Annotated in this window: 12 protein-coding genes; 9 read left to right on the top strand and 3 right to left on the bottom strand. The window is 61.7% G+C overall.

The genetic code is table 11. The features are described 5' to 3' along the window. Nucleotides 1-234: 234 nt before the first annotated feature. The 3 genes from DESPR_RS03520 to DESPR_RS03510 all read left to right on the top strand — a co-directional run bounded on the left by DESPR_RS03520 (nucleotide 235) and on the right by DESPR_RS03510 (nucleotide 3,100). Nucleotides 235-954 carry a sulfite exporter TauE/SafE family protein gene (locus tag DESPR_RS03520; RefSeq protein WP_015723437.1) on the top strand — a complete coding sequence of 240 codons (720 nt, stop codon included), beginning with the start codon at nucleotides 235-237 and terminating at the stop codon, nucleotides 952-954. A 282-nt stretch (nucleotides 955-1,236) separates the two neighbouring features. Beyond that, nucleotides 1,237-2,259, top strand: coding sequence for an alpha-hydroxy-acid oxidizing protein (locus DESPR_RS03515; RefSeq protein ID WP_015723436.1), 1,023 nt, complete (start codon nucleotides 1,237-1,239; stop codon nucleotides 2,257-2,259). A gap of 229 nt (nucleotides 2,260-2,488) precedes the next feature. Further along, a complete protein-coding gene (locus DESPR_RS03510; protein ID WP_169701520.1) occupies nucleotides 2,489-3,100 on the top strand; it encodes a SanA/YdcF family protein in 612 nt (203 codons plus the stop codon). Nucleotides 3,101-3,138: 38 nt separating this feature from the next. Here DESPR_RS03510 and DESPR_RS03505 read toward each other — a convergent pair whose 3' ends face one another. Continuing rightward, complete coding sequence (locus tag DESPR_RS03505; RefSeq protein WP_169701519.1) at nucleotides 3,139-4,848, bottom strand: NAD-dependent epimerase/dehydratase family protein; 1,710 nt, start codon at nucleotides 4,846-4,848, stop codon at nucleotides 3,139-3,141. 178 nt (nucleotides 4,849-5,026) lie between these two features. Here DESPR_RS03505 and DESPR_RS03500 point away from each other — a divergent pair, with 178 nt between their 5' ends. The 5 genes from DESPR_RS03500 to DESPR_RS03480 all read left to right on the top strand — a co-directional run bounded on the left by DESPR_RS03500 (nucleotide 5,027) and on the right by DESPR_RS03480 (nucleotide 12,454). Further along, nucleotides 5,027-6,340, top strand: a complete 1,314-nt coding sequence (locus tag DESPR_RS03500) for a BaiN/RdsA family NAD(P)/FAD-dependent oxidoreductase (RefSeq protein WP_015723433.1) — start codon at nucleotides 5,027-5,029, stop codon at nucleotides 6,338-6,340. 1 nt (nucleotide 6,341) lies between these two features. Continuing rightward, nucleotides 6,342-8,093: a YgiQ family radical SAM protein gene (locus tag DESPR_RS03495; RefSeq protein ID WP_015723432.1), complete on the top strand. Its 1,752-nt coding sequence runs from the start codon at nucleotides 6,342-6,344 to the stop codon at nucleotides 8,091-8,093. Nucleotides 8,094-8,331: 238 nt separating this feature from the next. Beyond that, nucleotides 8,332-8,922, top strand: a complete 591-nt coding sequence (locus DESPR_RS03490; RefSeq protein WP_015723431.1) for a TetR/AcrR family transcriptional regulator — start codon at nucleotides 8,332-8,334, stop codon at nucleotides 8,920-8,922. 40 nt (nucleotides 8,923-8,962) lie between these two features. After that, nucleotides 8,963-11,113 (top strand): SulP family inorganic anion transporter, encoded by a 2,151-nt coding sequence (locus tag DESPR_RS03485; protein WP_015723430.1) that lies wholly within the window; start codon nucleotides 8,963-8,965, stop codon nucleotides 11,111-11,113. A 273-nt stretch (nucleotides 11,114-11,386) separates the two neighbouring features. Beyond that, the gene (locus DESPR_RS03480) at nucleotides 11,387-12,454 is read left to right on the top strand and encodes a haloacid dehalogenase-like hydrolase (protein WP_015723429.1); all 1,068 of its coding nucleotides are present in this window, start codon (nucleotides 11,387-11,389) and stop codon (nucleotides 12,452-12,454) included. Nucleotides 12,455-12,565: 111 nt separating this feature from the next. Here the strand turns inward: DESPR_RS03480 and nadA are convergent, their stop codons facing one another. Continuing rightward, entirely contained in the window at nucleotides 12,566-13,624 is a 1,059-nt protein-coding gene (nadA, locus tag DESPR_RS03475; protein ID WP_015723428.1) for a quinolinate synthase NadA, read from the bottom strand. A 248-nt stretch (nucleotides 13,625-13,872) separates the two neighbouring features. Between nadA and DESPR_RS03470 the strand changes: the two genes are divergently transcribed. Then, nucleotides 13,873-15,198: a putative sensor domain DACNV-containing protein gene (locus tag DESPR_RS03470; RefSeq protein WP_015723427.1), complete on the top strand. Its 1,326-nt coding sequence runs from the start codon at nucleotides 13,873-13,875 to the stop codon at nucleotides 15,196-15,198. A 21-nt stretch (nucleotides 15,199-15,219) separates the two neighbouring features. On the opposite strand, the gene DESPR_RS03465 is transcribed toward DESPR_RS03470, so the two are convergent. Then, the gene (locus DESPR_RS03465; protein ID WP_015723426.1) at nucleotides 15,220-16,410 is read right to left on the bottom strand and encodes a multidrug effflux MFS transporter; all 1,191 of its coding nucleotides are present in this window, start codon (nucleotides 16,408-16,410) and stop codon (nucleotides 15,220-15,222) included. Between the last annotated feature and the right edge of the window lie 67 nt (nucleotides 16,411-16,477).

The raw sequence follows: 16,477 nt of genomic DNA, 5'->3' as shown, positions 1-16,477 counted from the left end.
AGGAGGAGAAACAAGCTGCCCATACTGACCATGTTGCCGCCCCGGACGGATCACGACCCACCCTCGACATCTCCATCGCCCTACCCGCCTTTCCCTTGCCCCCATCGCCCGGTTCAGTTTAAGGTGGCGTGCGAGCCCCCGGCCAAGGTCCGCGCGCTGCCCGGGGCACCAGTCAACGCCCCCTGACCTGAACGACCCTCTTATTCCGATCCCTCTTCCCGGAGCACGCCGCCCATGAGCACCACCTATCTCCTTGCCAGCCTCATTTTTCTTTTTGCCGGCACGGTCCAGGGGCTGACCGGTTTTGGCGCCGGCCTGCTGGCCATTCCCCTGCTGTGCCTGATCATGGATGTCAAGCTGGCGGTGAGCGTGTGCATCATCAGCACCCTGCTCATTTCCACCACCCTGGCCTGGGAACTGCGCCGCTTTCTCGATCGGCGCAAGATTCTCCCTCTGCTGCTCGGCTCCCTGCCGGGCATCTATACCGGCACCCTGCTGCTCAAAACGATTGACCCCAACCTGATCAAAACCCTGCTGGGCCTGCTGCTGATCGGCGTCAGCTGCTTCAATCTGGTGTTCACCCCCAAGGCGATCAATCCCGCGCGCGCATGGGGATATATCGCCGGTTTTTTTTCCGGGGCGATCAACGCGACCGTGGCCGCCGGCGGTCCGCCAGCCATCATCTACACCACCCTCCACGACTGGAAAAAGGAGGAGATCAAGGCCACGCTCACCGGATTTTTCATGATCAACGGCTACCTGACCGCCGGCGTCCACGCCTTCAGCGGCCTGATCGGCGCGCAAACCCTGGGTTACTTCGCGGTCACCCTGCCATTTGTGCTGGCAGGCACGATGATCGGCTCACGAATCGGCGGACGGATCAACCGCCGCCGCTACCTGCAGCTGGTTTACGGCTTGCTGATGGGACTGGGCATCCTGATGATCGTCGGATAAACCGGCCATGGCTCGCGATCTCCTGCGCGGATTCGGCGTGCTGGCGCGATCAGTTTGCCCCACCGTGCGCAAAGTTGTTGAACAATCCCCGCCGGGGATGGTTGAATACACATCGGCTGGTTTGGCTCGACCGGTGGATGACGGCTGGAAGCGCAACCCGCTCCGGCCGTCCCGCCCTCTGTCCCGACGGCCACGTATTGTTTGAGAAACATTTTTATCGGCTTCAGCATCCCCCACCATTGCGCGGGTGCGGCAGATGCCTGAAGGCCAGGAGGACACACAATGGATATGAAATCAGTTCGGGAACATGCCCGTGAACAGCTCAAGGGATTCTGCCGGGTCTGCCCGGTGTGCGACGGCCGCGCCTGCGCCGGAGAGGTGCCGGGCATGGGCGGCGTGGGCACCGGCAGCGCCTTCAAGGTTAATCTGGAGGCCCTGGCCAAAGTCAAGTTGAACATGCGCACCATCCACAGCGTCAAGGAGCCGGACATGAGCCTGACCCTGTGGGGCAGAAAGCTGTCCATGCCGATCCTCGGCGCGCCCATCACCGGTTCCTCCTACAACATGGGCGGCAAGATGACCGAGGAGGAATTCATCGCCGAGATGGTGGCCGGCGCGATCCAGGCCGGCACCCTGTGCATGACCGGTGACGGTGCCGACCCGCGCATGTTCGACAGCGGGCTCAAGGCCGGGGCCGACAACAAGGGCGGCTCGATCGCGATCATCAAACCGCGGGCCCAGGACGTGGTCGTCGGCCATCTCCGCGCCGCCGAGGCCACCGGCGTGCTGGCCACGGGCATGGATATCGACGGCGCCGGCCTGGTCACCATGGCGATGAAGGGGCAGCCGGTCGGTCCCAAGACCGCGACCGAGCTGCGCGAGGTGATCAACGCCACCAAGCTGCCGTTCATCGTCAAGGGCGTGATGACCGCCGACGAGGCCGAAGAGGCGGTGCAGGCCGGAGCCGCGGCCATTGTCGTGTCCAACCACGGCGGCCGGGTGCTCGATTTCACCCCCGGCGCGGCCGAAGTGCTGCCGGCCATTGCCGCCCGGGTCAAGGGCAAGGCGATCATCTTCGCCGATGGCGGCGTGCGCAGCGGGGCCGACGTGCTCAAGCTGTTGGCCCTGGGCGCGGATGCGGTGCTGGTCGGCCGGCCGCTGGTGATCGCCGCCTTCGGAGGCGGCCGTGAAGGCGTGGCCCTCTATCTCAACCAGCTGAAGGGCGAACTGCTCCAGGCCATGCTGCTCACCGGCACCGCCGATGTCAAGCAGGTGCCGGCGGGCATCCTCTACGGTCGGCAATGAGAGGGCTCGCCGAATCGTAATCGCATTGGTCGGCTTCCGGTTACGCAGTGATCCCGCACAGGGGTAACCGGAAGCCGCATGTCGCCTGGGCCCGCTCCTTTTCCCGCAGGCCGCAACAGCTGGCCGTCGGAAAGCCCTCAACCAGTCCAGTGCTCGACAACCGTCCAACGCCCGCGACGAATGTCACCCGAAGCCATCGCCAATGAACGTCAAACGGATTAGCAAGCGAATGACCGGAGCCTTTCTTTTCCTGTGTGTGGCAGCAATTGCCTGGGCGAACATCACGATCAACCGATACGAACAATATACGTTCGACCATCTGGAACAGATTCCGCCTGCATATTGCGCCATTGTCCTGGGCACGACGAAATTCTTGAAAAATGGCCGCGAAAACCACTATTACACCAACCGGATTACCGCCGCGGTCAGGTTGTATCGGGCTGGAAAATGTCAAAAAATCATCGTCTCGGGCGATAACAGAACCCATGCCTACAACGAAGCGCGGGACATGAAGAACGATATCGTCAAACAGGGGGTCAACGAGCGGGACATTGTCTGCGATTTTGCCGGATTACGAACGCTCGATTCCATCGTTCGCTTTAAAGAAGTGTTCAATCAGCAAAAAGGGATTGTCGTCTCGCAGAAATTTCACAACAGCAGAGCCATTTACATCGGCCGGTCATGGGGCATTGAGCTGTACGGCTACAACGCCGACGATGTGGACCGTCATGCTGGAATCAAGACAAGGATACGGGAAGTATTCTCCAAGGTCATCTGTGTGCTCGATATCGAGCTGTTCAAGACGCGTCCCAAACATCTGGGCGACCGGATACCGGTGTGATCCGATTGTGCCGCCCGGCTTGCCAGCGCGCCTTTCGCCTACTCCTTGACCAGCGGACTGGTCCACGACTGGCCGGCAATGGCCTCGTTGCACAGATCCTCCAGCTGGGCGATCACCTTTTCCAGCCGCCTGTTGTCCGCCGGCGGCGGCATCCGGCGTAGCTCCTCCAGCAAAATCGGCGACTGCAATTTGGCCAGTTCCGCCTGATCCTCGATCCGGTCGATGGCCATATGGATGGTCATGCTGATGTAGTCATCGGCCAAGGGGGTCATCTGCTGGAACTTGGGCCGGCCGCGGTAGTGCTGGACCAGATATTCGCCGATGATGAACAAACTGCGGCTGGCCAGGCCGTTGGCAAAGCCGGCGTGCATCGGCAAAAAGGCGATGGTGTGGGCATACTGCTGCATCATCGGCCGGTTGCGGGTCCGCATCACGGTGACGATCAGCTGATAGAGCAGGCGGAAGAACGAATCGGCCACCGACCGGTCCATAGCCTGCAGGGCGCGGATGCAGCTGGCATATCCCTGGGGCTGCTCCGCGTCCAGCGACTGGGCGGTGATCTCCGCGATCACCGCGTCGCGGGACAGCAGTTGGGCGGTCAGGGCGTGAACCACGGTATCCCGGGCCGCGTCCAGGGTGTCGCACAACAGTTCGTGCAGAGCCAAATGCGGCCGGTCGGCGGCCTTGCGCAGCATGGCCTCGTTCCAGTTGCGCCACAACTCCGGGTTGCGCTTCATGTTTTCGATGAGAAACACCAGCCGGCGGGTGATCGACTTGCGCGGCGTCGGTTTCCACCCCAGGATCTGCCGCGTCCGCGAACTATCGGCCACCAGACGCTGGTCGATGTACTTGGCCATCCATAATTGCTCGAAGGGTTCCTTGCCCTGCAGACGACTGAGCAGCCGTCGCCCCAGGATCATCGGCCCCAGCAGCCAGCGGTTGACGAACAGCGGTCGCAGGTGACGGTTGTAATAAAACTGAGAGGCGATGCGAAACAGTTCCAGGTGGGACACGGCGCCATCCGGCCCGGCGTTGAAGGTGCACAGTTGCCCCAGCTCGTCGCTCTTCTCGACCACTCGGAGCAGGAGCTGCACCAGATCGTGCACATGCACATAAGGGAGGGCGGACTGACCGCGACCGGCGATGAGCCGCGATTCAAGCCATTTGCCCGAACACCAGTTGTTGAGCAGGGTGTACAGGGGCGGATATTCGCACCAGTCGCTGAACACCGCCGCGATGCGGATGATGGCCCCCGGCACCCAGGGGGAATACTCCTTGAGCAGCTCTTCGCCGGCCCGTTTACTGCGCGCGTAGGGGATGGGGGCATCGGCGGCGGTCTGCTCGGTGATCACCGGGCCGAACGGACAGGCGGCTTGCGAACTGGCAAAGACAAACCGTTTGACGCGCAGTTCCTTGGCCAGTTCGAGCATGTTGCGGGTGCCAAGGATATTGGTGCGGGTGTATTCGGGATGCTCCTGGTTGGTGAAGTCGTAGTAGCCGGCCAGGTTGACCACGTAATCGGCGCCGCCGTGATCGCGCACCCGCTGGAGCAGGTTGTGCAGTTTGTCCTGGTCGGCGATATCCACCTGGATCCAGCGCAGGTTGGCGTCCGGCTGTACCCCGGCCTCCTCCATCGACCGTCGGGCCACGCAGAACAGACGGAACCGGCCGGTGGCCGCCTTGATGAAATTCCGCCCGACAAAACCGGAGGCACCGGTCAAAATCAACCCTGGTAACGAATCGTCCATGCAGTCCTCCCTGCGATTCCAGCGCATTATCGCCCCTTCATTCTGCTCCAGGCGACTTGTGCTTTCATTAGTGAAGCAAATCGGTTCTGTCAACACCAGCGGCAGGGACAAGAGCGCCTTGCCGGGGCCCATCGAGGATTGTGATGTTTTTTCCCGGCGATTGGTGTAGGAGTGGGCCATGATCAACACACTGCCCGCTCGACATCGCCCTGTTTCCGATTCTGACCAGAAACGTCCGCGCCTGCTGGTGGCGGGCGGCGGTCCGGCCGGCCTGATGGCCGCCGGCCAGGCCGCGCTCGCCGGGGTGGACGTGGTGGTCCTCGAGAAAATGCCCCGGCCGGGCCGCAAGCTGTGCATCACCGGCAAGGGCCGCTGCAACCTGACCAACGTCGCCCCCCTGCCCGACTTCCTCGGCCATTTCGGCCCAACCGGTTCCTTTCTCCGCCAGGCCTTTCACCGCTTTTTCACCCCCGAACTGCTTGGATTTTTCGAGGATCTGGGCCTGACGACGATCACCGAACGCGGCGGCCGCGTCTTTCCTGCATCGGGCAAGGCGCCGGAGGTGCTGGCGGCCTTGGAGCGATGGCTGCGGCAGTGCGGGGTGACGATTCGCGGCGGCCATGCCATCGAACGGGTGTGCCTCAAGGATGGCCGGGTGACCGGGGTGCGTTGCGCGGGCGGCGAGACACTCGCCGGCGACGCCCTGATCCTGGCCACCGGCGGCGCTTCCTATCCGCTCACCGGCTCCACCGGCGACGGTTATTCCTTGGCCGAGGCGGCCGGTCATCATGTGGTGCCAATCCGTCCGGCCCTGGTGCCGCTGCTCACCGCCGGATCGGCGACCGGCCGAATGAGCGATCTGCAACTGCGCAACATTCTTGTCCGACTGTTTATCGACGGCAAGAAGCGCGCCGAGGCCTTCGGCGAGCTGACCTTCACCGAGGACGGCCTCGGCGGCCCGGTGATCCTCACCCTGAGCAGCCGGATAGTCGATACCCTGGTCGAGGGCCGGACGGTTGTCCTGCTGCTCGACCTCAAGCCCGCCCTGGACGAACACAAGCTCGATGCCCGCCTGCGGCGCGACTTCGAGCACCGTCGGTTGGAACCGATCAGCAGTGTGCTCCGCGGGCTACTGCCCAAGGAGATGGTTCCCGTGGCCCTGGAGGAAAGTGGGCTGACCACGGAACGGCTGGCTGGCACCATCCGCAGCGAGGAACGCAAACGGCTGCGCCACTGGCTGAAAAATTTCCGCCTCACCGTCACCGGACACCGGCCCCTGGCAGAGGCCATCGTCACCGCCGGCGGCATCGACACCCGCGAGGTCGATCCGCGTACCATGGCCTCGCGCCTGGTCCGGGGGCTCTACTTTGCCGGTGAAATGCTCGATGTGCAGGCCGACACCGGCGGCTACAACCTGCAGGCCGCCTTTTCCACCGGCTGGCTGGCCGGCCGTTCGGCGGCCGCCTCGCTTCTCGCCGACATGGAGGCGTGACATGTTTCTCCCCTGCACCCGCGAGGAAATGAAGCGACTGGGTTGGGCGCGGCTCGATGTGATCCTGGTCACCGGCGATGCCTACATCGACTCGCCCTTCATCGGCGTGGCGGTGATCGGCAAGCTGTTGGCCCGGCAGGGGTTTCGGGTGGGTATCATTGCCCAGCCCGACATCGGCTCGGCCGCCGACATCACCCGCTTGGGCGAACCATTGCTGTTCTGGGGCATCACCGGCGGCTCGATCGATTCCATGGTCGCCAACCGCACAGCTTCGGGCAAACGGCGGCGGAGCGACGACTACACCCCCGGCGGCGAGAACACCCGCCGCCCGGACCGGGCGGTGATCGCCTACGCCAACCTGATCCGCCAGCATTTCAAGAAGACCGTGCCCCTGGTACTGGGCGGCATCGAAGCCAGCCTGCGGCGCGTCTCCCATTACGACTACTGGGACAACCGGGTGCGGCGGTCGATCCTCTTCGATGCCAAGGCCGACTATCTGCTCTACGGCATGGCCGAACGCAGCGTGGTCGAACTGGCCCGAACCTTGGCGGCCGGCGAACCGCCCACCTTCATTCGCGGCCTCTGCCACATCGCGCCCACCGCACCGGAACAGGCCCTGCTCCTGCCGGCCCACCAAACCGTGGCCCAGGACAAACAGGCATTCACCGCCATGTTCCGCACCTTTTACGACCATAACGATCCCCTCACCGCCCGGCCGCTGGCCCAGCAGCAGGACAGCCGCTTTCTCGTCCACAACCCGCCGCCCCTGCCCTTGTCGACCGAGGAACTCGACGCCGTGCATGCCCTCGATTTCGAGCGCGAGCTCCATCCCCTCGATCGGCAGCGGGGACAGGTTCGGGCCCTGGACACCATCCGCTTCGCCCTGACCACCCACCGCGGCTGCTACGGCGAGTGTAACTTCTGCGCCATTGCCGTGCACCAGGGCCGGACCATCCAGCAGCGTAGCGCGACCTCGATTGTCCGCGAGGCGGAAACCCTGGCGGCGCATCCTTCGTTCAAGGGGATGATCGCCGATGTCGGCGGACCGACCGCTAACATGTACGGATTTGAATGCGCCAAAAAACTGGCCAGGGGGGCCTGCCGGGACAAACGTTGCCTCTTTCCGGCCATCTGCCCGAGCCTGCGCATCGACCACGGCCCGCTCATTGCCCTGCTGCAACGGCTGCGGGGGGTTCGGGGCATCAAGAAGATCGCCGTGGCCTCGGGTGTCCGCTACGATCTGATCCTGGCCGACCACAAAAAGGGACTGGACTATCTGCGCGAGCTGGTGCGCCACCATGTTTCCGGCCAAATGAAGATCGCGCCGGAACACAGCGAAGCCGAGGTGCTCGCCGCCATGGGCAAGCCGGGCACGGAATCCTTGCTGCAATTCCGCCGCCTGTTCAACCGGCTGACCGAGGAAGAAGGTCTCCGCCAGTTCCTCACCTACTACCTGATCGCCGCCCATCCGGGTTGCACCCAGGCGGCCATGGAGCGGCTGCGCGCCTTCTGCCAGCGGGAACTTCACCTTGTGCCCCGCCAGGTGCAGCTGTTCACGCCCACCCCCTGTACCTGGTCGACCCTGATGTACTGGACCGAAACCGACCCTTTCAGCAAGTCCCCCTGCTTTGTGGAAAAAAACGACGTCGGCCGCGAACGGCAAAAGGCCGCTCTTGCCACGAGTCATCCATGCTCTCCTAAAGAGTCCACTTCACCTCCGGCAAACCGCTCAACGGCGCGACGCAAACGATAATCCCGCGCGTGCCAACCGATCTCCCTGGGTCTCGACCTGTCGGTGCGCCCTTTCCTTGCTGTTTGCCAGCCTTTTTCATAAATATTTCTGATAGTCAAAAAAAGCGTTTGACCGGATGGTCATTGAAGGGTATCTAACACTCACTTAATCCTGAGTGAGTGCTCAGTCGAAAACTATTCTCACTTCCATTTTTACCTGAGCGCTCACTCAAAGACTATCCCCCAAGGGTCACCCACACATGGCACGTGCACAAACCAAAAAAGAAGCCATTCTCCAGGCGGCCAGCAAATTCTTCGCCGAACGGGGCTACTGGGATACGTCGGTCAGTGACATCTCCAAGGCCACCGGCGTGGCCGAGGGAACCATCTTCTACCACTTTCAGAGCAAGGAAGACCTGTTTCTCGCCGTGCTGCAAAAATTCAAGGAAGATTTTGTCGGCTCCTTCAAGCAGCACCTCCAAAATACCGAGTTCGCCAATGGCCTGGAAATGGTGGAAGGAGCCATCTCGTTCTACCTGTATCAGTCCAGCGTCATGGAGGAACGCTTCCTTCTCCTCCACCGCCACCACTATTATCAGATCGCGCCCAACAACCCAAAATGCTGGCAATATCTGGAAGAAATCTACAGCGGTCTGATCAGCATTTTCGAACAGGCGATCCTCCGCGGCATGGAGGATGGTTCAATCCGTCCAGTCTCGCCCAGCAAGAAAGCCCTGCTGATCTTCACCCTGATCGACGGCCTGGTCCGGCTGGATACCTACAATTTATATCAAGCGACATCGCTCTATGAAGAGGTGATCGAGTCGTGTCGCTGCTGGCTGAAACCCTGACCCCATAACCTTTGACTTCTACGAACACGAGCGGATGGACATGGTACTGACAAAAATTTTCCCCTTCCTGAGTTGGATTAAAGGCTACAACCTCAAGAGTTTCCAGACCGACGCCCTTGCCGGCCTGACCGTGGCCCTGGTGCTGATCCCGCAATCAATGGCTTACGCGCAACTGGCTGGCCTACCGGCCTATTTCGGCCTGTATGCCGCTTTTCTCCCGCCCATGGTCGCCGCCCTGTTCGGCTCCAGCCGGCAGTTGGCCACCGGCCCGGTCGCGGTGGTGTCGCTGATGTCCGCCGCCTCGCTGCAACCGTTGGCCACCGCCGGCAGCACCGACTTCATCGCCTACTCAATCGTCCTCGCCCTGATCGTCGGTGTGTTCCAGTTCTCTCTGGGGGTGCTCAGGCTCGGTTTGGTGGTCAACTTCCTGTCTCACCCGGTGGTCAACGGCTTCACCAATGCCGCGGCCATCATCATCGCCTCCTCCCAATTCTCCAAATTTTTCGGCGTGTCCGTTGATTCGGCCGAGCACCATTACCAGACCATGATCTGGGTGGCGCAGGCCGCCATGGACTACACCCATTGGCCCACCCTGATCTACGGGGTGAGCGCGGTGGCGATCATGGTCGGCCTGAAGAAGATCAACCCCAAAATTCCGGCGGTGCTGGTGGCGGTGGTCATCACCACCCTGATCTCCTATTTCAGCGGCTACAACAAGGATATGCGCGTACCGCTCAGCGCCATCCAGATGCCGGAGTTTGCCGCGCTGGTGGACGAGTTCAACCAGGAGATCAAGACCGTGGAAGAGCTGGGCCTTGAGCGGATGAGCAAGGGCAAGGAACTGGAAAAACTTGAGAAAGCGGTCAAGGGCCACGGTCCCTCGCTGGAAGCCATTGCCCTGCACAACGAAATCGCCCTGATCACCGCCAAGATGAATCAGGTCCAGGAACACAACCGGGAGCTGCGCGCCCAGTTGCGGCAGCTGAAGTTTGAAAAGGCCCAGCAAGGCGAACAGGCAATCTTCTATCCCAAGAACGCGCTCCCCGCCGACGTGCCCACCGATCACAACACCTGGCGCCTCAAGGTGTCCAACGCCAAACTGAAAACCGACAGCCTCCTGCTCATGGGCGGCGGCGCCATTGTCGGCAAGATCCCCGAGGGCCTGCCCACCTTCACCATTCCCAAGCTGGAAGGCAACATCGTCCTCAAACTGCTGCCCACGGCGATCATCATCAGCCTGCTCGGCTTCATGGAGGCCATCGCCATCGCCAAGGCCATGGCCGCCAAGACCGGCCAGAAGCTCGACCCCAACCAGGAACTGATCGGCCAGGGATTGGCGAACGTATTGGGCTCTTTCGGCTCCAGTTACGCGGTGTCCGGTTCTTTTTCCCGTTCGGCGGTCAACCTGCAGGCCGGCGCGGTCTCCGGCATATCCAGCGTCATCACCAGCATCGTGGTGGTCATCACCCTGCTGTTCCTCACCCCGCTGCTTTACCACCTGCCACAGGCGGTACTGGCGGCGGTGATCATGATGGCGGTCATCGGCCTGATCAACACCCGGGGGTTTGTCCACGCCTGGCACGCCCAGAAACACGACGGCATCATCTCGATCATCACCTTTTTCGTCACCTTGGCTTTTGCCCCCCATCTCGACAAGGGCATCATGGTCGGCGTGGCCCTGTCCATGGGCGTATTCCTCTACAAATCGATGCGGCCGGTGGTGGCCAAACTGTCGATGTATAAGGACGGCTCGCTGCAGAGCACCGAACAGCATCGGCTGCGCGGCTGCCGCCACATCGCCGTGGTCCGTTTCGATGGCGCCCTCTTTTTCGCTAACGCCAGCTATCTGGATGAACAGATCATCAAATTCCGCAACGACATGCCCGATCTGCGCTACATCCTGCTCGACGCCAGCGGCATCAATGACATCGACGCCTCGGGCGAGGAAGAGCTGGCCCTGTTGGTGGACCGGCTCCACGCGGCTGGTTACGGTTTTGCGGTATGCAACGCCAAGGGGCCGATCCTGGCGGTGCTCGACCGCACCCACCTGTTCGACAAGATCGGCCGGGAAAATTTCTATCCGGATACCAAGGCTGCGGTGGCCGATATCGTCGGCAAGATCCACGAAAACACCGATCTGCCCTCGGGTGGTTGCAAGAGCTGCCCCCTGACCAAGTACCTGCCGCGATAAACGGCATGCCTCCTCGTCCGCCCACCGTCGTTGCCGTCATGCCAACGACGGTGGGCGGGTTGCCGCTCCCTTGCGGTGTGGATCGCTTCGGCGGCGCTGCACACTGCGATGCCGAAAAATACTGCCCGATCTTTTGTCCGGACAGATACTTCATGCATTCTTCAGCGGTTTATCGTATATAAGCCGACACAACCGGCTGTTTTCCCGCTGCGGATGGCGGCCTGATCATGATTTTTCCCCAACCCGCGAACAATGACATTTTCAGGCACATCCATGCAGGTGCAGAAGGCCGATATCTCCTTGGAGGAAGGCAACTGGTACCCGGAAAATCGAGAGCGGATCACCAGTAGTCTTCACCAGATCGCGACCCACGCTTCCCTCGCCCAGCCGGTGGCCGTGTTCGATTTTGACAACACCTGCATTTTCCGCGATATCGGCCAGGCGGCATTTCGCTACCAGGTGCGACATCTGCACTACCGCTTGACTCCGGAGCAACTGGCCGCCATCCTCCCGCCGCCCCAGGGCGAGCTGGCCGGCCGGCCGATGGACGCGGTCATCGCCACCTTGTGCACCGCCTATCGGCAGTTGTGGCCGCTAATCGTCGACGGCCGCCAGGAACAGGCCCGGCTCCTGCCTGCATACCCGTTGTTCGCCACCCTGCTGTTATGGTTCACCATCAGCGCGCGCAAGGACGCCCGTTTGGGACCACGCTATGTGCTGCCCTTCATGGGTAAGATGCTGGCGGGCTTCACCATCGGCGAATTGCGCCAGCTGGCGGTTGAAGTGGTCCGGGTGGCAGGGGAAGAACCGCTGGTCGAGGAAACATTGCATGCCGACGCGCCACAACCGATCGGCCGCATCGAGGCCAGCTACCCGCTCGGCCTCCATGTCTTTCCCGAGATGCGGACCTTAATGCACCGCCTGGCGGAGCTGGGAATTGCCCGGTATGTGATTTCGGCCAGCACCGAATGGCTGGTGGAAGGGGCGGCGCAGCTCCTTGGATTTCCCGTGGAGGCGGACCACATTTTCGGCATCCGCGTCCGCCTGAACGACGAGCAACATCTGACCATCGAGGATCCCGTTTCCTACCCCACCACCTTCCGCGAGGGGAAGGCCGAGATCATCAAGCAGTGGATCGACGGCACACCGGTGCTGGTGGCTGGCGACGCGGACACCGACTACGAAATGCTCACCCTGCCGGAAGTGCCCATCCGCCTGCTGATCAACCGTCGGCAAAACGGTCTGATCAGCACCCTCTACCAGGACCCCGCCATCCTTCTCCAGGGGATCGACCTGACACACGGCTGTTTCCGCCCTTCACGCGAGTCCATCGGCGCCTGAAAAGCGCTTTCCCCGCAAGCGGACCCACGGGCAGGATTGCCGCTGTGTTGGCAGCCCGTTCGGACCACCGCCATCCACCTCGGCACTCCTGCCTCGATCCCAGCCGTCGGGCTATTTTTTCAGGGTCTTGGCAAAATCCAACATCCGTTGAATCGGGACCCGGGCCCGGGCCGCCAAGTCCGCCGCCACGTGAATTTCACCGGCCCCGGTTTCCAGCGTCTGCGCCAATTTTTGCAGGGTATTCATCTCCATCCAGGGACAGCGGGCGCAGCTCTCGCAAGAGGCGCCCTCGCCGGCGGTGGGGGCACCGAGCAGGATCTTGTCCGGTGCCAGTTGCCGCATCTTGTTGAAGATGCCGGCATCGGTGGCCACAATGAACTCCTTGTTGGGCAGGGTGCATACCGCCTGAATCAGTGCGGTGGTCGAGCCGACCACATCCGCCTGATCGACCACGTCCTGGGGTGATTCGGGATGCACCAGGACCGCGGCTTGCGGGTGGAGCGCGCGCAGCTGCCGCAGGGCATCGGCCTTGAACTCCTCGTGGACCACGCAGGATCCCGGCCAGAGGAGCATCTCCGCGCCGGTCAATCGCTGCACATAACGGCCCAGGTGGCGATCCGGCCCCCAAAGAATCTTCTCTCCCTTTTCCGCCAAGTGCCTGATCACCGGCAAGGCGATGCCCGAGGTAACCACCCAGTGGGAGCGGGCCTTGACCTCGGCGCTGGTGTTGGCGTAGACCACCACCGTATGCTCGGGGTGGCGATCACAAAAATCGGCAAAGAGGTCGATCGGACAGTTTTCGTCCAACGAGCAGGTGGCTTCGAGGTCGGGCATGAGCACCCGCTTTTCGTTGTTGAGGATCTTGGAGGTTTCCCCCATGAACCGTACGCCGGCAACCACCAGAGTCTGGGCCGGATGCTCGGTGCCGAACCGGGCCATCTCCAGGGAATCGGCCACACAGCCGCCGGTTTCCTCGGCCAGGTCTTGAAGATCGCCGTCGGTGTAGTAATGGGCCACCAGCACCGCGTTCTGCTCGTTGAGCAGGAGTTTGATTCGTTCTTTCAGCGCCGCTTTCTCCTGGGTCGGCAATTCCAGCCGAACAGGATGGGCAGGGACCTTGACTAGGGGGATGCGGACATCCGCCAGGGTTTCTCGTGCTCCGTTTTTCATGACCAACTCTGCTGTTTCCTTCTCGATAAAAAATCCCGCCGCCCAAAGCGGCCGGCCCACCTACCGCAAGGCTCCCTACTACCGCAAAAGCCTTCTCAGCACAACCCTTTTCCCATCCTTGGCTGACCCCGCGCATCCCGTGGAAAACACGACCGGAAAAGAAGTTTACAAAATCCAGCCGCCATGGTTTTATTTGTTTTTACGGTACGGTCCATCCCGCTTTCCCCTTTTCTTTCCCGGTACGGTCTATGCATGTCTATCCCGCCGAACTTGTCGCCCTGATCACCCAGCGATGGAATGGCCAGCCCTCTTCGGCGGAAAGCGACGGTGAACAGCTCCCCGACAACCTCCCGGGCAAGGCGGCCCTGGAACAGCTGATCTCCACCTGCTATCAGGTCAGCATGATGCGCGAGGAAGACCGGCCGGTCACCCTGCGGCTGATTCTGGCCGCGCCCGATCTTTTTCCGTCCGACCAGGGGCCGCCCAAGGGATTTCACCGTCTGCTGTTCGCGCCCGCCCGGCCGTTCAATGAATACGAATTGCGCCGCCTGTCGCCGGCCGTGGACTTCGAGCGGTCGCTGGTGGCCATCGAGCCGCATCCGGACAAGGGGTTCCAGATCTGGGGCCTCGTCAATTCCGGTATTCGCTGGTTGCAGCAGGAACGCGGGGGAAACAAGAAAACCAATCAACTGCCCGATACCTTCGTGGTGCATGTGACCGGTCCTGGCATGCTGACCATCTGCCGCGGGCTGAAGATCATCGCCACCCTCAACGGCGGCCGGTTGCTGGATTCCACCGCCAATGCCTTCCAGTCCAAATGGATCAACAAGCTCTTTGCCCCGGCGCGCGAGAACCTGCTCGAGATGCACGAGGTGTTCCGGGCCAGCGTGCTCTACCCGGTGGCCAAAATTCAGGACGAGTTCATCGAAAGCCTGCAATTTCAGCTGCTCAAACGGGTGATCAGCGTCACCCGGATGAATCGGCATGGTGGCACCTTCATCATTTTTGCCAACGACAACCCGCCTGAACTCTCGGGCGATAATCCGTTTATCCTGATGAAATATCGTTTTCACAACGATGAAGCCATTCGCCGACAGCAGCAGTTGATGATCAGGACCATCCGGCTGGCGACCACCGCCTTGGGCGACATCAACGATCCGGACAAGATCGTCACCTGGAAGGATTACGTCGACCTGCGTCATGAATCAGCGGTCTACGACCTGGAAGAGGCGCTGTACGAGCATGCCCAGTTCGTGGCCAGCCTAGCCTCGGTCGATGGCGCGGTGGTGACCTGCAGCCGAGGGCCTTTGGGATTCGGCGCCATGATCGTCGGCTCGCTCGACAAATTGACCGAGGTTGCCATCGCCAGCGATGTCGAGGGCAAAATCCTGACCCTCGCCAAGATCGAGGGATATGGCTCGCGCCACCGTTCCGTCTACCACCTGTGCAACGCCCTCCACGATGTCATGGCCATCGTCGTCTCTCAGGACGGCAATGTGCAGCTGGCCAAATGGCGCAACGGCATCGTCACCTGCTGGGATCTGACCACCCAGATGTTCATCGGCGACAGCTGAGAACGCGGACATCCCCTCCAATCAGGGCAGGGTCCGTATCCGTCGCTTCACCGCCTGCCACAGCAACAGGGTGCTGGTCACCGAACCCACCCCCATCCAGCCCAGAACCACGACTTTGTCTTCCCAGGCGAAGGAAAGAAACCACATCGCCAGCGCGCCGATAAAAAAATAAAAAAAGACCATCAGCGACGAGGCGGCACCGGTATCCCGGTCCACCTGCTCCAGGATCAGATTATTACCTGCCGGCCGGCAAAAGGAAAAACAGAAGGTCAGAGCGAACATGGGCAGGGTCAGGCGCCAGGGGATCGGCAGCCAGGGGTTCAGCAGCAGCAACGAGGCGAGGAGCATGCCGCCAAAGGCCCACGGCATCAGGCGGGTAATCGAATACCGGCGGTTCACTCGGGCGAAGGCCAGGGGGGCGAGGACAAAGGCCAGGGCGTTGAAGCCGAAGAAGTAGCCGAATTGCTGCTCGTTGTAGCCGAAGCGGGTGATATAGATTTCCGAGGAGCCGCCGATAAAGGCGAACACCGGCACACAGGTCAAGGAAACCGTCAGCAGCAGGGAAAAATAGCGGCGGTTACCCATCAGGCGCAAATAGCTGAACGCGACTTCGCGCAATGAGGGAGGTGTCCGCGGCCGCAGGGATTCCCGCATGGCGAGGACGCCGGCAAAGGCGATGGCCCCGAGCAGGGTCTGAAGAATGAAGATCCACCGCCAGGTGAGTAATTTGATGATCCAGCCGCCGGCAATGGGAGCGACCATCGGCGCGGTGGCCACGATGACCCCGATATGAATGAACACCCGCTGCCGCTGCTGCCCGGAAAACCGGTCCTTGCTGATGGCGAAGACAATCGCCGAGGCTGCCGCCGCGCCCGCGCCCTGAAGAAACCTCCCAAAAATCATCACCGGCGCACTGGAGGAAAAAGCGCAGACCAGACAGGCGAGGATGAACATGGTTACCCCGACCAACAGCGGCGGTTTGCGGCCGTAGCGGTCGGACAGCGGCCCGTAGATCAGCAGGCAACCGCAGTAGGCCATGAAAAAGGCGACCAAGGTCAGGTTGATCGTGCTGGCCTGCGCTTGCAGTTCGTGCTGCAGCAACGGCAGGGCCGGCAAATACATATCGGTGGCCAGCGGCGGAAAGGCCGACAGCAAGGCAAGCAGAAAGATGATCGGGGGAAAGCGCTCCCTGATCTCATGAACCATACCCATCCGAAGCACTCCTCTCTTGGGGTTCAACCATTGAGTGCGTGGACCGGCACGAACTCCAACGATACGG

Origin of the sequence: Desulfobulbus propionicus DSM 2032 (assembly GCF_000186885.1) — a bacterium.
GTDB classification, from domain to species: domain Bacteria; phylum Desulfobacterota; class Desulfobulbia; order Desulfobulbales; family Desulfobulbaceae; genus Desulfobulbus; species Desulfobulbus propionicus.
Note: the sequence above shows the minus strand (reverse complement) of the source record. Positions and strands in the feature narration are given on the sequence as shown.

What these genes read in the sequence shown, in the direction of transcription:
- nadA (WP_015723428.1), bottom strand. Translation starts at nt 13,624, where the DNA reads ATGAAAAACGGAGCACGAGAAACCCTGGCGGATGTCCGCATCCCCCTA.
- DESPR_RS03470 (WP_015723427.1), top strand. Translation starts at nt 13,873, where the DNA reads ATGCATGTCTATCCCGCCGAACTTGTCGCCCTGATCACCCAGCGATGG.
- DESPR_RS03515 (WP_015723436.1), top strand. Translation starts at nt 1,237, where the DNA reads ATGGATATGAAATCAGTTCGGGAACATGCCCGTGAACAGCTCAAGGGA.
- DESPR_RS03480 (WP_015723429.1), top strand. Translation starts at nt 11,387, where the DNA reads ATGCAGGTGCAGAAGGCCGATATCTCCTTGGAGGAAGGCAACTGGTAC.
- DESPR_RS03485 (WP_015723430.1), top strand. Translation starts at nt 8,963, where the DNA reads ATGGTACTGACAAAAATTTTCCCCTTCCTGAGTTGGATTAAAGGCTAC.
- DESPR_RS03465 (WP_015723426.1), bottom strand. Translation starts at nt 16,410, where the DNA reads ATGGGTATGGTTCATGAGATCAGGGAGCGCTTTCCCCCGATCATCTTT.
- DESPR_RS03495 (WP_015723432.1), top strand. Translation starts at nt 6,342, where the DNA reads ATGTTTCTCCCCTGCACCCGCGAGGAAATGAAGCGACTGGGTTGGGCG.
- DESPR_RS03500 (WP_015723433.1), top strand. Translation starts at nt 5,027, where the DNA reads ATGATCAACACACTGCCCGCTCGACATCGCCCTGTTTCCGATTCTGAC.
- DESPR_RS03490 (WP_015723431.1), top strand. Translation starts at nt 8,332, where the DNA reads ATGGCACGTGCACAAACCAAAAAAGAAGCCATTCTCCAGGCGGCCAGC.
- DESPR_RS03510 (WP_169701520.1), top strand. Translation starts at nt 2,489, where the DNA reads ATGACCGGAGCCTTTCTTTTCCTGTGTGTGGCAGCAATTGCCTGGGCG.
- DESPR_RS03505 (WP_169701519.1), bottom strand. Translation starts at nt 4,848, where the DNA reads ATGGACGATTCGTTACCAGGGTTGATTTTGACCGGTGCCTCCGGTTTT.
- DESPR_RS03520 (WP_015723437.1), top strand. Translation starts at nt 235, where the DNA reads ATGAGCACCACCTATCTCCTTGCCAGCCTCATTTTTCTTTTTGCCGGC.